The 13,569-nt window shown below is 69.6% G+C and carries 17 protein-coding genes; 12 read left to right on the top strand and 5 right to left on the bottom strand.

Annotation, left to right across the window (positions count from 1 at the left end):
- Positions 1-30 precede the first annotated feature (30 nt).
- Both BQ7106_RS05285 and BQ7106_RS05280 read left to right on the top strand, forming a co-directional pair.
- Positions 31-228 (top strand): hypothetical protein, encoded by a 198-nt coding sequence (locus BQ7106_RS05285; protein WP_072372526.1) that lies wholly within the window; start codon positions 31-33, stop codon positions 226-228.
- Between the two features lie 9 nt (positions 229-237).
- Positions 238-741, top strand: a complete 504-nt coding sequence (locus BQ7106_RS05280; protein ID WP_072372523.1) for an NUDIX hydrolase — start codon at positions 238-240, stop codon at positions 739-741.
- A 28-nt stretch (positions 742-769) separates the two neighbouring features.
- Here BQ7106_RS05280 and BQ7106_RS05275 read toward each other — a convergent pair whose 3' ends face one another.
- Positions 770-1,168, bottom strand: a complete 399-nt coding sequence (locus tag BQ7106_RS05275) for a pyridoxamine 5'-phosphate oxidase family protein (RefSeq protein ID WP_072372520.1) — start codon at positions 1,166-1,168, stop codon at positions 770-772.
- Between the two features lie 284 nt (positions 1,169-1,452).
- On the opposite strand from BQ7106_RS05275, the gene BQ7106_RS11000 reads away from it, so the two are divergent.
- The 3 genes from BQ7106_RS11000 to BQ7106_RS05260 all read left to right on the top strand — a co-directional run bounded on the left by BQ7106_RS11000 (position 1,453) and on the right by BQ7106_RS05260 (position 4,255).
- Complete coding sequence (locus BQ7106_RS11000; RefSeq protein WP_159431268.1) at positions 1,453-1,629, top strand: hypothetical protein; 177 nt, start codon at positions 1,453-1,455, stop codon at positions 1,627-1,629.
- A gap of 104 nt (positions 1,630-1,733) precedes the next feature.
- Positions 1,734-2,990 (top strand): MFS transporter, encoded by a 1,257-nt coding sequence (locus BQ7106_RS05265; protein WP_072372513.1) that lies wholly within the window; start codon positions 1,734-1,736, stop codon positions 2,988-2,990.
- Between the two features lie 110 nt (positions 2,991-3,100).
- A complete protein-coding gene (locus BQ7106_RS05260; protein ID WP_072372510.1) occupies positions 3,101-4,255 on the top strand; it encodes an aldo/keto reductase in 1,155 nt (384 codons plus the stop codon).
- Between the two features lie 245 nt (positions 4,256-4,500).
- Here the strand turns inward: BQ7106_RS05260 and BQ7106_RS05255 are convergent, their stop codons facing one another.
- Positions 4,501-5,142, bottom strand: a complete 642-nt coding sequence (locus tag BQ7106_RS05255) for a TetR/AcrR family transcriptional regulator (RefSeq protein WP_072372507.1) — start codon at positions 5,140-5,142, stop codon at positions 4,501-4,503.
- Between the two features lie 157 nt (positions 5,143-5,299).
- Between BQ7106_RS05255 and BQ7106_RS05250 the strand changes: the two genes are divergently transcribed.
- Positions 5,300-6,481 (top strand): iron-containing alcohol dehydrogenase, encoded by a 1,182-nt coding sequence (locus BQ7106_RS05250; protein WP_072372504.1) that lies wholly within the window; start codon positions 5,300-5,302, stop codon positions 6,479-6,481.
- A 76-nt stretch (positions 6,482-6,557) separates the two neighbouring features.
- Here BQ7106_RS05250 and BQ7106_RS05245 read toward each other — a convergent pair whose 3' ends face one another.
- Positions 6,558-7,817, bottom strand: a complete 1,260-nt coding sequence (locus BQ7106_RS05245; RefSeq protein WP_072372501.1) for an IS110 family RNA-guided transposase — start codon at positions 7,815-7,817, stop codon at positions 6,558-6,560.
- A gap of 271 nt (positions 7,818-8,088) precedes the next feature.
- Between BQ7106_RS05245 and BQ7106_RS05240 the strand changes: the two genes are divergently transcribed.
- Positions 8,089-8,643 carry a flavin reductase family protein gene (locus BQ7106_RS05240; RefSeq protein WP_072372498.1) on the top strand — a complete coding sequence of 185 codons (555 nt, stop codon included), beginning with the start codon at positions 8,089-8,091 and terminating at the stop codon, positions 8,641-8,643.
- Complete coding sequence (locus BQ7106_RS05235) at positions 8,640-9,392, top strand: cyclophilin-like fold protein (protein ID WP_072372494.1); 753 nt, start codon at positions 8,640-8,642, stop codon at positions 9,390-9,392. Before BQ7106_RS05240 ends, BQ7106_RS05235 begins: the two co-directional genes overlap by 4 nt.
- Here BQ7106_RS05235 and BQ7106_RS05230 read toward each other — a convergent pair.
- Positions 9,313-10,197 (bottom strand): LysR family transcriptional regulator, encoded by an 885-nt coding sequence (locus BQ7106_RS05230; RefSeq protein ID WP_072372491.1) that lies wholly within the window; start codon positions 10,195-10,197, stop codon positions 9,313-9,315. The two genes, BQ7106_RS05235 and BQ7106_RS05230, sit on opposite strands and share 80 nt — an antisense overlap.
- Before the next feature lie 128 nt (positions 10,198-10,325).
- Here BQ7106_RS05230 and BQ7106_RS05225 point away from each other — a divergent pair, with 128 nt between their 5' ends.
- From BQ7106_RS05225 to BQ7106_RS05210, 4 genes are all read left to right on the top strand, one after another.
- A complete protein-coding gene (locus BQ7106_RS05225) occupies positions 10,326-10,757 on the top strand; it encodes a cyclophilin-like fold protein (protein WP_072372488.1) in 432 nt (143 codons plus the stop codon).
- 9 nt (positions 10,758-10,766) lie between these two features.
- The gene (locus BQ7106_RS05220) at positions 10,767-11,783 is read left to right on the top strand and encodes an aldo/keto reductase (RefSeq protein WP_072372485.1); all 1,017 of its coding nucleotides are present in this window, start codon (positions 10,767-10,769) and stop codon (positions 11,781-11,783) included.
- Between the two features lie 60 nt (positions 11,784-11,843).
- The gene (locus tag BQ7106_RS05215) at positions 11,844-12,569 is read left to right on the top strand and encodes a carboxymuconolactone decarboxylase family protein (protein WP_072372482.1); all 726 of its coding nucleotides are present in this window, start codon (positions 11,844-11,846) and stop codon (positions 12,567-12,569) included.
- A 209-nt stretch (positions 12,570-12,778) separates the two neighbouring features.
- Positions 12,779-13,201 (top strand): cupin domain-containing protein, encoded by a 423-nt coding sequence (locus tag BQ7106_RS05210; RefSeq protein WP_072372479.1) that lies wholly within the window; start codon positions 12,779-12,781, stop codon positions 13,199-13,201.
- A gap of 53 nt (positions 13,202-13,254) precedes the next feature.
- Here the strand turns inward: BQ7106_RS05210 and BQ7106_RS05205 are convergent, their stop codons facing one another.
- The gene (locus tag BQ7106_RS05205; protein ID WP_072372476.1) at positions 13,255-13,527 is read right to left on the bottom strand and encodes a GNAT family N-acetyltransferase; all 273 of its coding nucleotides are present in this window, start codon (positions 13,525-13,527) and stop codon (positions 13,255-13,257) included.
- Positions 13,528-13,569: the final 42 nt, after the last annotated feature.

The raw sequence follows: 13,569 nt of genomic DNA, 5'->3' as shown, positions 1-13,569 counted from the left end.
TTCCAGCAGACACGTGTGATCGGAGGTCCCATGCCCGAGCTGCTCGTCGCGTTTCTCGCGCTCATTGCCATTGCCATGGTGGTGGCGCTCGTCATCTCGTTCGTGGTGAACGTCATCGCCGGGGCACTCAGCCTCCTGCCGGTGGTGCTCGTGCTCCTGGTCATCTGGTTTTTCGTGCGCGGCGGGAGGATTCACGTTGAGTTCCCCGACCGCCGCGACCGCGAGTAGGGGGCGGCCATGGCAACGCCCGAGTTCATCGTTCGGCTGCGGGAGAAGATCGGCCACGACCTGCTCTGGCTCGTGGGCGTGAGCGCCTACGTCGAGGACGACGAGGGGCGCCTCCTGCTGGGCCGGCGCGCCGACACGGGAGAGTGGGCGCTCGTCTGCGGAATCAACGAGCCCGGGGAGGAGCCCGCCGACACGGTGGCGCGCGAGGTCGCCGAGGAAACGGGCGTTGACGTCGAGCCCACGGCCCTCGTGCGCGTGAAGGCGGCCCAGCACCTCACGGTCTACGCCAACGGGGACCGCACGCAGTACCTCGACCTCACCTTCGTGTGCCGCCTCGCCCGCGGTGGGCGCTCCGAGCCGCGCGTGGCGGACGACGAGTCGCTCGAGGTGGGGTGGTTCGAGCCGGATGCCCTCCCCGAGCCGCTCTCCGCCTCGACGAGGGAGCGGATGGCGGTCGTCGCCGCGTGGCGCGCGGCGGGCGCGGGGGCGGCGCTCTTCTCGCAGGGGGAGTAGGCGCGCGCCCGCGCCCGGGTCGTCGCGGCTACCAGCGAACGACGTAGGGCGCCTCGGTGAACGAGCAGAACGTCGCGGTGACGTTCTCGAGGGCGAAGACCTCGCAGTTGCCGTCGTCCGCGGCGTACATGGGCCTCAGCTCGGGGTACTCGGCGAGGACGGCCTCGCGCGCCTCGAGCCGGTCGTCGAGCACCGCGTCGGCCTCGATGCGCAGCCACGTCCCGTCCGCCCCCGTCGCGCAGAGGGCGACGCGTGGGTGCGCGAGCATCTGGTAGGAGACGCTCTTCACGCGCCCCGTCTGGATGTAGAGCCTTCCCTCGAACTTCGCGATGGTGCCGAAGGGGCGCACCTGCGGGTTGCCCGCCTCGTCGACGGTTGCCAGGAAGTACGTGGGGTTTGCCTTGAGGTAGGCGAGGACCTCGTCCATGGGTGCTCCAATCTCGCGTGTCGGGCCCGCTGCGACCACTCTACTCCGCCTCGGCCCCGAGGAGGGAGAGGCAGAAAGCGAATCTTCACGACGAGCGACGCCAGGGAGAGAAAGACCGGCGTGGCGGCAACGGACGCCATGGCCTTGAGGCCCACGAGCGCCCCAGAGAAGATGGCCGCCACGGCGAGCGCCGGGAGCAACAAGGAGACCGCAGCTTTTTCGAGGCAGAGGAGGGTGGAGCCCGGGTGGGTCCGGTCAGGTCACGGGAGGAGTTCGCAAGGCGGGTGGAGGTATTTCTCGCCGTGACGCACGCCCTGGGCGTCGACGTCGTCGAGTGGGACTCCGTGGACCGGGCGCGTCTGGTCGCTGAGGCCTGGGGGCACCTCGAGGAGTGCGACCACGCCTCGTCGGACGACGCGACCGACGGTTGCGCGCCCGAGATGCAACCGCCGGTTGGTTGAGGCAACCGTCGCGCGACGTCAGGATACGTGAGGGGAGGGGCCGCCGCGCGCGGCCTTCTCTCGAGCCAAGATACATACCAACCGTACGTATGAAAGGAACCACGATGAAGGGGAGAACGGCACCCACCGCGGCCGACGCCTCCGACCGCCTGCTCAACCCGCGCTTCGTCGCCATCCTCGCGGCGCAGGTCTTCTCGCTCCTCGGCATGGAGATCCTGCAGTTCGTCCTGCCGCTGCACCTGCTCAACCTCACCGGGTCGGGAACGCTCTACGGCGGGGTGCTGGCGGCGGGCTTCGTGCCCTACACGCTGCTCGCCCCGGTGGGCGGGGTCGTCGCGGACCGCACGCGCAAGCGCGGCGTCATGGTGGCGGCCGACGCGACGCTCGCCGCGGTGATGGCTGCCTACCTCGCGCTCGAGGGCTCCTCGGGCATCGTGGCGATCACCATCGCCGTCCTCATGGTCGCCTTTGCCGTGCAGGCGCTGTACCAGCCGTGCGTCCAGTCCGCGATGCCGCACGTGGTGTCTCCGCGGCACCTGGAGCAGGCCGTTGCCGTGGCCAACCAGGTCGGCATGGTCACGAGCATCGCCGGTCCCGTCGCGGGCGGGCTGGCGCTCGGCTTCTGGGGGATAGGCCCCATCGTCGCCCTGTCGGCGGGCTCCTTCGCCGTGGCCGCCGCGCTCGCGGCCGCCTTCGTCCGCGTTCCCTACGAGCCCCCCGCGCGCACGGCGGGTCCTCTCGAGACCGTCCGCGGCGACCTCTCCGAGGCGCTCGGCTTCCTGCGGTCCCACCTCTTCTTCCTGCGCGTGATCGTGGCGGCGACGCTCGCCAACCTCTTCGGCTCGTCGTACTTCAACGTGGGCGCCCCCTACGTCGTGACCGAGTCGCTCGGCCTCACCAACCAGCACATGGGCGCGCTCCAGGGGGCGATCGCGGTGGGAGGGCTCGCCGGCGGGGCGGTGGTGGCGCTGCGCCCCGGAGGCCTGGGTATCGCGCGGGTGCCGGGCCTGCTCGCGGGCGTGGCTGCCGGCATCGCGGCGAGCGCTGTGGTGCTCGCCCTGCCGCTCGGCGCTCTCGGGACGTATGCGGGGCTCGTCGTGGTCCTTCTCGCCACCATGGGCGCGTGCGTGGCCATGTCCATCGTGGCGACGTCCTACCTGCAGATGAGAACGCCCGGAACGCTGGTGGGCAAGGTGATGGCGCTCGCGGTGATGCTCGCCAACTTCGCCACACCGGTGGGCCAGCTCATCTATGGTGTCGCCTTCGACCACGTGGCGCCTTGGGCGGTGGGCGCCCTTGCGGCGATCGCCGTCGCCGTGGTCGCCGCGTGGCTGGGGCGCTCCCCGCGCGAGGGGGAGTAGGGGCCCTGCCCGCGGGGAGCGCGGCTGTCTCTGCCGCCGACAGGGCATCGCGCCCCCGCTGACGCCTGGCTGCGCTACCATGGGGCCACGACGCGAGGAGGGGAGCGGAGATGCGCTATCGGCAGCTGGGCGGCACGGGGCTCGAGGTGAGCGAGATCGGCTTTGGCGGGGAGTGGATGGACGGCACGCCCGACCAGGCGCGCGCCGTGGTGGATGCCGCCGAGGATGCGGGCATCAACATCCTGGACTGCTGGATGCCCGACCCGACGCGCCGCTCCAACCTCGGCGACGCCCTCGCCGCCAACGGGAGTCGCGAGCGGTGGGTCATCCAGGGGCACCTGGGGTCCACCTGGCAGGATGGCCAGTACGTTCGCACGCGCGAGCTCGCCCACGTGCGCCCCGCCTTCGAGGACCTTCTCGCTCGGTTCCACACCAGCTACGTTGACCTGGGCATGATTCACTACGTCGATCGCCCCGCGGAGTTCGAGGAGCTCATGGCGGGAAGCCCCTTCATGGGCTACGTGCGCGAGCTGCGCCGTGCGGGGACGATTCGGCACGTGGGCCTCTCGACGCACAATCCCGAGGTCGCGCGTCTCGCGGTGCTGAGCCCGGAGATCGAGATGATACTGTTCTCGGTGAACCCCGCCTTTGACATGATGCCCGCGACCGACGACCTCGAGGCCTACTTCGACGAGCGCGGCGAGTCGGCGGCGACGGACGGCGTGACGCCCGAGCGCGCGGAGCTCTACGCGCTCGCGGAGGAGACGGGCACGGGCATCACGGTCATGAAGGGCTACATGGGCGGCCGGCTCCTCGACGCGGCGCAGTCGCCCTTCGGCACGGCGCTCACGCCGGTCCAGTGCCTGCACTACGCCCTCACGCGCCCCGCCGTGGCGAGCGTGATGGTGGGCTTCGGCGAGCCGGCGCACGTCGCCGAGGCGGTTGCCTACGAGACGGCGTCGGACGACGAGCGGGACTACGCGCGCGTGCTCGCGGGCGCGCCGCGCCACGCCTTCGTGGGGCAGTGCACCTACTGCGGCCACTGCGCCCCCTGCCCCAAGGGGATCGACATCGCCGCGGTGAACAAGTTCTTCGACCTCGCGAGCGCCTATGACGAGGTGCCGGACTCGCTGCGCGAGCACTATCGCGCGCTCGGCGCCACCGCCGCCGACTGCGTCGCGTGCCGCGCGTGCGAGGGGCGCTGCCCCTTCGGGGTGCGCGTTGCCGACCGCATGGCGCGGGCGGCGGGGCTCTTCGGCTGCTGAGGGGGCGCCGCCCGGGCAAAGATTGGGCGGCGCCGCTCTGTTGTATGCAGTTTTTGGGACGGTGCCGGGTATCGCTCCGGAGGCTATACGTCATACCTGCGCTTTTGCGAGCGCGTTGGCGAGTGTATCGGGTCGTCTCGCGAAATCTGCATACAACAGGGCGACTGCCTCGGAACGGCACGGTTCCGAGGCACGGGACGGCCCCAGATTCCGAGGCGCGGGACGGCCCGGCCCCCGCCCGCGGCCTATGCGCAGTAGTGCCCGAGGCACATGCCGATGAAGTCGCGCATCTCGGCGCGGAAGTCGATTGCGGGGCGCTCGATGCCGGCGAGCTCGAGCGCCTGCGTGATGAGGGGGTTGCTCCAGCACCCGCTCACGAATCCCACGGCGTGGTAGTAGATGGCCATGAGCAGCGCGTCGACGCGCTCCGTGCGCATTCCCAGGATGGGCGGGAGGCGCTCGGCCATGCGTGCGACGTGACCGTAGTAGGCCTGCTTGAACTCGGAGAGTCGCTCCACCGTGACGTTGGTCTCGATGATGGTGGAGAGGATGTCCCCGAGGCGGAAGTACTCCTGGTGGGCGCCCGCGATGCCGGCCCAGACCTCTGCGACCGTCTCGCGAGAGAACCCGCAGCCCTCGGGGAGCGCGGTGAGCAGGGCGTCGAAGTAGGCCGCCATCTCGTCCTGCGTGAGCAGCAGGAAGACCTCCTCCTTGGTGCTCACGTACTTGTAGAGGTTGGCACGCGACCAGCCGAGCTCGTCCGCGATCGTGGTGAGGGTGATCTCGTGGTAGGGGCGTTCCGCGAACTGGCTGCGGACGGCCCCCTTGATCTGGTCGAGGCGCTGCCCCTTCTGCTCGGGGCTGCGCGCGCGAATGAACTCTGCCATGGCTCCTCCGTATGTCTCGTTAGGTGAAGTATAGCGCAGAGAACCGCTTTGTAGAAAAAATAACGTCACTTAACCCTTTACAAATTACGTGACGTCGCGTAATCTAAACGGCGAGAAGAACGGGGCGCCCGCCCCGCACCCGGCGAGAGGAGAGGCAATGCTCGGCAACTTCACCTATCACAACCCCACCAAGCTCATCTTTGGCGCAGACTCCATGGACGCGCTCGCCGATGAGCTCGCCTCGTTCGGCCCCGTGGTTCAGCTCGTCTACGGCGGTGGCTCCATCAAGCGCAACGGCGTCTACGACAAGGTCATGGCGGCCCTCGCGGCGGCGGGCAAGACCGTCGTCGAGGATGCGGGCGTCATGCCCAACCCCACGGTCGAGAAGCTCTACGAGGGCGTTCGCATCGCGCGCGAGAACCACGTCGATCTCATCCTCGCCGTGGGCGGCGGCTCGTGCATCGACTACGCGAAGGGCGTGGCCGTCTCGGCCAACCTCCCGGAGGACGTGGACCCCTGGCAGAGGTACTGGGTCGACTTCGACGAGCCCGCCGCGGATCTCGAGGTGATTCCCGTGGGCAGCGTGCTCACGATGGTGGGCACCGGGTCCGAGATGAACTGTGGCTCGGTCATCACCAACCACGCGACCAAGATGAAGGTCGGCCACGTCTTCGCCGACTCACGCGTGTTCCCGCGCTTCGCCGTGCTCAACCCCGAGTTCACCTACACGCTCCCGCGCTACCAGATGGTCGCCGGCATCTTCGACATCATGAACCACATCACCGAGCAGTACTTCTCGGGCACCGATGACAACACGAGCGACTATCTCTCCGAGGGCCTCATGCGCAGCCTTGTGGCCGCGAGCCGTGCCGCCGTGGCGGACGCGCACGACTACGAGGCGCGCTCCAACATCATGTGGTGCGCGACCTGGGCGCTGAACACGCTCGTGGCCTGCGGAAAGTCCACCGACTGGGAGGTCCACATGCTCGGCCAGGCCGTGGGCGCCCACACCGACGCAACGCACGGCATGACGCTCTCCGCCGTGGCGCTGCCGTACTACCGCCTGGTCATGCCCTATGGGGTGGAGAAGTTCGCGCGCTTTGCGACCGCCGTGTGGGGCGTCTCGCCGGAGGGTCGCACGAGCGAGGAGCTCGCCGCCGCCGGCCTCGACGCCATGGAGGCCTGGATGCGCGAGATCGGCTGCGTGATGAGCATCTCCGAGCTCGGCGCCACCGAGGACATGGTCGAGGGCATCGCCGACTCCACGCTCGTGATGCAGGGCGGCTACCACCCGCTCACGCGCGACGAGATCGTGTCGGTCCTCCGCGCGAGCCTGTAGTGCAAAAGGGACAGGCACTTTTGCACGATTTCCCGAAGAAAGGGGAGACCAGCTATATGAAGTCAAGACCCGAGGGCTAGCTTTTCTCGTTTCCAGATTCATCGGAACCAGCACCTTGAGAACCGGATACCGAATGCTTTGAGGGGTCCCTGCCCGGCCTCGCCGGGTCGTACGGGACCCCGTCCCGCATCACCGCGAACACGATGTGGCATAGCTTGCGCGCCACGGCGGTCACGGCCACCCGGTGGCACTTGCCCTCCGCGCGCTTCCTCTCGTAGAAGGCGCGCAGGGACGGGTCGTACTGCCGGGCCCTGCTGGCCGCGAGCCAGAGGGCCCTCCTCAGGTAGGGCGACCCGTGCTTGGTGATGGGCCCGCCCCCGCTGTCGAACTTCCCGGACTGGTTCACCCCGGAGTTCAGCCCGGCGTAGCTCACGAGCGCGGGGGCGTTGCGGAAGCGCGAGATGTCGCCTATCTCGGCGACGATCTGGGCGCCGGTGGCGTAGGAGACGCCGGGGATGGTGAGCACGAGCGGCTCCACCCTCTCCAGCAGCTCCCTGATGAGCGCGTCGAACTTGGCGCACTCCGCGTCGAGGAAGTCCATCTGGCGCACGAGCGACCTCACCTGCATCGACGCCGCCGCCTCGCCGAGCCTGATGCCGACGGAGCCCTTCGCGAGCGCCCTGAGCTCGGCGGCCTTGCCGTCCATGCGCCTGCTGCCGCGCGCGGCCTCGGAGATGTCGCGCTGCAGCGAGTCCGTGCGCCTGCGCGCGAGCTCGGAGGGCAGCGGGCTCCTGGAGAGCACGGCGCGCCCGGCGGCCCCGAACACGTCGGAGAACGCCCCGGGGAGCTCCGGGAAGTAGGAGTCCAGCAGGCACAGGCACTGCGTCTTCGCCTCGGCGAGCTCGGCCTTGAGCGACTGCCGGTATCGCGTGAGCGAGCGCAGCGACTGGACCTCGTCGGTGGCGAGCCTCGTCGGGTCGTACTGGCCGATGCGCAGCGTCTCGGCGATGAGGCCCGCGTCCACGCGGTCGTTCTTCACCCTGTCGAGCCCCTTCAGCCTGCGCACGGCGCGCACCTGCACGGGGTCGATCACCGCGACCGAGTAGCCCCTCGAGACCAGGAAGGCGTAGAGCGCCATCCAGTAGTGCCCGGTGGCCTCCATGCCGACGAGGACGTCCGAGGGCCTCTCGGCCACCCCCTCGAGCCAGGCCTCGCACCGCTCGAAGCCGGCGGCGCTGTTCTTGAAGGGCATCCGCTTGCCCTGCTCCTCGCCGCGCTCGTCCACGGCCCCTATCACGTGGTCCACCTTGGCGATGTCCACACCGGCGTACACCATGTCCGCCCCTCCTCTCCGCCGCAGGGCGGCGGGCCGCCTGCCCGCGTCACCCGGGACCGCAGCCTCCTAGAAGAGATCCGAGGTGGCGCATGGCCCCTCATCCAGCTGATCCGCGGAAATGCCCGGGTGGGGCGGGACGCCACTCTCCCCTGCGGGGTCGCGCGCGGCGCCCCAACTGCCATGTCGGCGTCCCTGCCCGCCAGAGTCTGCATTGCACCAAAGCATCCGGTAACCGGCTCTCAGATGCAACGACTTAAAGATAGGAGATGCCATGCGCAAGAACATCGGCAGCGCGCTCGCGCTCTACCCCATGCCGGTTACCGTGGTCGGCGCCATGAACGGCGACGAGCCCACCTGGACGCTCGTCGCGCACGTGGGCATCATCGGCCACGACCGCGTGACGGTGAGCCTGGCCTCGGCGCACTTCATCAACGGCCGCATCAAGGAGGCCGGGCGCCTCTCGGTGAACCTGGCGAGCGAGGACATGCTGCCGCGCGTCGCCGTGGCCGGCGCGGTCTCGGGCGCCAAGCGGAGCAAGGCGGACCTCTTTGCGTGGGAGGCGGCGGAGAACGGCGCGCCGCTCGTCAGCGAGGCGCCGGTCTCGGTGGCGTGCACGGTCGTGGACACCTACGAGACGCCGGGCTTCGAGACCTTCGTCTGCACGATCGACGGCACCTACGTGGACGAGTCCGACCTCACCGAGGTGGGCAAGATCGACTACGCGCGCGTCAAGCCCGTCCTCTTTGAGTTTCCCACCTACAGCTACCTGCGCACCGGCGACGTCATCGGGCCGTGCGCGGACTTTGCCAGGGAGGCGCGGGCATGATGGGCCTGAGCCGCCGCGACTTCCTCGCCGCGGCGGTCGCGCTGGGGGCCGGAGCGCTTCTGGGCGGCTGCTTTGCGGGCGAGAAGGACATGGGGTCGGCGGCGCAGGGTCGCGCGGTGGCGTCGGCGGACGCCCCCGCGGACGTGACGGACGAGAGTGACGAGGAGGTGGGCACGGTGGGTGAGCTGCTCATGACCGTGACCTGCGGGGACGCGGTGATCACCTACGAGCTCAACAACAGCGCGGCGGCCGAGGGGCTTCTCGCCCAGCTGCCGCTCACGCTGGAGGTCGATGACTTCTCGGATAACGAGAAGGTCTTCTACCCACCCGAGGGGCTCGACGTGACGGATGCGCCGCTCGCCGAGTCCGGCGAGCCGGGGGCGCTCCCGCGTGGGCGTGCAAAAGGGACAGTCACTTTTGCACGCCCGGCGCGGGTGGGCCGTGTGCCCGGCGCGCGTGCGAAAGTGACTTCCCTTTCGCACGGTCCCTTTCGCACGCCCGCGCGGGCTGCTTGCTCCGCCTCTCGCGCACGCTTTGGCGAGAAGAACCGTGCGCGCGGCGCGGGCCATCGGCGGGGCGGGCGGCTGCCCCGAGCCTCGCGCACGCTCCGAGCGCTGATTCCGTGCGCGCGGCGCGGGCTGTCGCCCGGCGCGGCGCAGGACCTCGCCATCAGCCCTCCCGGAGGCTCTCGAGGAACAGGCTCACCGCGCGCGAGGGCGTCGCGCCGCGCTTCCACACCACGTCGATGATGGAGACCGCGGGAGGGTAGAGCAGGCGGAAGGCGAGACCGCTGCCCGGCCCGGAGGGCGTGAGCCCCTCGAGGGTGAGCATGCGCCCCACGCCCTCCTGGACGAGCAGCGTGGCGTTGAAGGAGAGGTTGTAGGTCGCCGCGACCTCGATTGCCTCCCCGTCGTCTCCGAACCAGGCGCCGAGCGGCCCCGCGAGGCGCTCGCCCGCCCACGAGCGCTCGGGCATGATGAGCGGCCCCTCGGCGAGGTCGGCGGGCGTGATCACCTCGCGCGACGCGAGGGGGTCGTCCGCGCGCATGGCGACGCCCCATGCGTCGCTGAGCGGCAGCCTCAGATGGGAGCACCGCTCGTCGTTGGGGTAGGACATGAGCACCACGAGGTCGTCGAGTCCGTGCTCGAGGCGCTCCATGAGGTCGGTGGCGACGGCGCTGTGCAGGTGGAAGCGCACGTCGGGGTAGAGCCGCCGGAAGGCGCGCACGCGCTGGGCGATGAGGCGCATGCTCGCGCTCTCCCCCGCGCCGATGTGGATGTCGCCTGCCACGATGTCGTCCCCGTGCGAGAAGTCCGCCGAGGTCTGGTCTGCCAGGCCCACGATCTCCTGGGCGCGCCTTCGCAGGTAGAGGCCCTTCTCGGTGGGACGCACGCTGCGGCTGTGGCGCTCGAGCAGCTCGCAGCCGAGCTCCCGCTCGAGCGCGGCGATCTGGCGCGAGAGCGCCGGCTGCGTGACGTGCAGCTCCTCGGCGGCGCGCGACATGGTGCCCCACTCGCAGACGGCGAGGTAGTACCGCAGGGCCCTGAGCTCCATGGCTCCTCCCGGACGGCTCAAAACGTATAAGAGAAACTCATATCACGATATAGAGTATAAGCAATTGTGTTTTCCCGTGCGCAGGCACAAACTGGATTCAGGCGATTGGGACCGGCTGGGAGGTGGCGATGGGGGCGCGAATCGAGCTTCGGCTGGGAGAGCTCGCCGTGCCAGCCTCGCTCAACGACACGGCGGCCGCCCGCGCGCTCGCGCAGCGCCTGCCGCTCGACCTGCGCATGTGCGCCTCGACCGTGGGGTGCTGTGGCGCGCTGCCCTTCTCGCTTCCCGCCGATCCCGCGCTCGTTCACCGGGGCTGGACCGACGGTGACGTCAACTACAACCCGTCGGGCGACTGGCTCGCGATTTTCTTCGACGACGAGCGCAACTCGCTTCGCTACGGCGACCAGCTCACCATCGGTCGCGTCGAGGGCCCGCTCGACGCGCTTCGCTCCCTCGACGGCAGGCTCGAGGCCCGCGTCTCTCTCGCGGGCGATCCGGACGGCACCGTCGGGGACGCCCCGCGCGGCGCGACCGAGAACGACCAGGCGACCACGGACTAGGAGGCAACCATGCGCTACACGACACTCGGACACTCCGGCATCAAGATTCCGCGCCTATGCCTGGGCGGCATGAGCTTCGGAGCCCCCTCGACCGACTTCCACCAGTGGACCATCGGCCCGGACGAGACGCGCGCCGTGATCGCCCGCGCGCTCGAGCTGGGCGTGAACTTCATCGACACGGCCAACTGCTACGCGCACGGCACGAGCGAGGAGTACATCGGGGCGGCGCTGCGAGAGCTCGCCGTGCCCCGCGACGAGGTGGTGCTCGCGAGCAAGGTCTTCTTCAACGAGGGAGGGCTCTCGCGCGAGGCGATCGAGCGCGAGATCGACGGCACCCTCCGCCGCCTGGGCACCGACTACCTCGACCTCTACATCATCCACCGCTTCGACTACGCCACGCCCATGGAGGAGACCATGGAGGCCCTCGACGGCCTCGTGCGCGCGGGCAAGGTCCGTGCGCTCGGCGCGAGCGCGATGTACGCCTACCAGTTCCACAACATGCAGCTCGTGGCCGAGAAGAACGGCTGGACGCCCTTCACGAGCATGCAGAACCACTACAACCTGCTCTACCGCGAGGACGAGCGCGAGATGATACCGGTGTGCCGCCAGTACGACGTGGCGCTCACGCCCTACAGCCCCATGGCCTCTGGCCACCTGTGCCGTCCCACCTGGAACTCCGCGAGCGCGCGTAGCACCACTGACGCCACCATGCGCAACAAGTACGACGCCGCCGAGGCCCAGGACATGCCGATCGTCTCCCGCGTGGCCGAGGTGGCCGAGCGCCGCGGCGTCCCCATGGCGAGCGTGGCTCTGGCCTGGCACTGGGCGCGCGGCGTGACCGCGCCGATCGTGGGCTGCTCCAGGCCCGAGCGCGTGGACGACGCCGTGGCAGCACTCGACGTGGAGCTCACGGGCGAGGAGGTTGCCTACCTCGAGGAGCCCTACACGGCACATGAGCTCGTGGGTCCGGCGGCGCGCCCCGGAGAGAAGCCGCTCGCGGGCACCGCGAATCCCAACGCAAAGTAGCGTCGCCTGCGGGCGGCCCGCGAGGCGGCGTCGCCCGGCGGACGGGAAAGGAGAAGAACCATGGCAGGCTATCAGGGAGTCGCGGGGCTCGAGCGGACCGACCCCGAGTTCGCCGAGCGCTTCGCGTACTTCGCGGGCGAGGAGGTGCCCGGAGAGGGCGCGGCCGAGCTTCCGTCCCGCGAGCGCTACCTCGCGGTGCTCGCCGCCCTTCTCGGCTGCCAGGGGCTGGACGAGTTTCGCCTCATGGCCGCGGAGGCGCTCGACGCGGGCATCACGCCGGTCGAGCTGAGGGAGGTCGTCTACCAGGCGTGCGCCTACCTGGGCATCGGGAGGGTGCGGCCGTTCTTGGACGCGGCGAACGAGCTTCTCGCCGCGCGCGGCGTGGAGCTGCCGCTTGCGCCCCAGGCGACCACCACGCTCGAGACGCGCCGCGACGCCGGCAACCAGAAGCAGGTCGACTACTTCGGCGAGGGCATGCGCAAGAGCTGGGAGAGCGGCCCCGCGGAGCGCGCGCACGTCAACCGCTGGCTCGCCGAGAACTGCTTCGGCGACTACTACACGCGCGGCGGCCTCTCCGACCTTGACCGCGAGATGGTCACGTTCTGCTACATCGCGGCCCAGGGCGGCTGCGAGCCGCAGGCGACGGCCCACGCGGGCGGCAACATGAACCTCGGGCGCACCAAGGATTTCATGTACCGCGTGGTCTCGCAGATGCTGCCCTACATCGGCTACCCGCGCAGCCTGAACGCGCTTTCCTGCATCGACGACGCGGCGGCCGCGCGCTGACCCTCGCAGCCCTCACGGCCCCGCAAACCTCGCGGCCCCGCAAACCCTGCGGCCCCGCAAACCCCGCGGCCCTGCAAACCTCACAGGTGGTCTGAACTTTCCTTCGATTGTAATAAATAAATTAAGTGCAAATTGATGCAAGAGAGACTACCTGTGGGGTTTACAGAGACGAAACAGACTCGTCCCGCCCACAAGAGAGAGGAACAGCGATGAGCGAGAAGAACGACTTCGTCCCCATGTTCGGCAAGGGCGCCCCGAACGAGGCCTTCGCCCAGTACTTCATCGGTAACTCCTACCTCAACCCGCTCACGAGCGCCGCCGAGTGCGGCGTGGGCCTCGCCAACGTGACCTTCGAGCCGGGCTGCCGCAACAACTGGCACGTCCACCACGCCACCAAGGGCGGCGGGCAGATCCTCATCGTGACCGATGGGCGCGGCTGGTACCAGGAGTGGGGCAAGGAGCCGCGGATGCTCGTCCCCGGCGACGTGGTGGTGATCCCCGCCGGCGTGAAGCACTGGCATGGCGCCGCCGCCGACAGCTGGTTCAGCCACATCGCCTTCGAGGCCCCGGGCGAGGGCTGCTCCAACGAGTGGCTCGAGCCCGTGGACGACGCCTCCTACCCGCAGGCATAGCCTGGGACACCGGGGACGGGGGCGCTGTCACCGCTCCGTCCCCGCTGTCCCACTTACGCGAGAAGGGCCGCGTGCTCCGGGTGCTTCTCGAACCAGCTGACGGCGTACGAGCACGTGGGGCGCGCGTAGAGGCCGCTCGCGGCGATGCTCGCGACGGCGCGACCCAGAAGCTCCCCCGCGACGCCCCGCCCGCGCAGCGACTCGTCCACGAAGGTGTGGTCGATCTCCACGATGCCGGGCTCCACCTGCGGGAAGGTGACCTCTGCCAGCACGTTCCATGCCTCGTCGAGAACCTGCACCCGGTCGCGCTCCATGATCCAGTCCATGGCCGCCTCCTTTGATTGCCGTCCAACGAGGCTATTGTCTCA

The sequence above is a fragment of the Thermophilibacter mediterraneus genome (genome assembly GCF_900119385.1).
Lineage (GTDB): Bacteria > Actinomycetota > Coriobacteriia > Coriobacteriales > Atopobiaceae > Thermophilibacter > Thermophilibacter mediterraneus.
The sequence above is the reverse complement of the archived record's forward strand: the minus strand, read 5'-3'. Positions and strand labels throughout refer to the sequence as shown.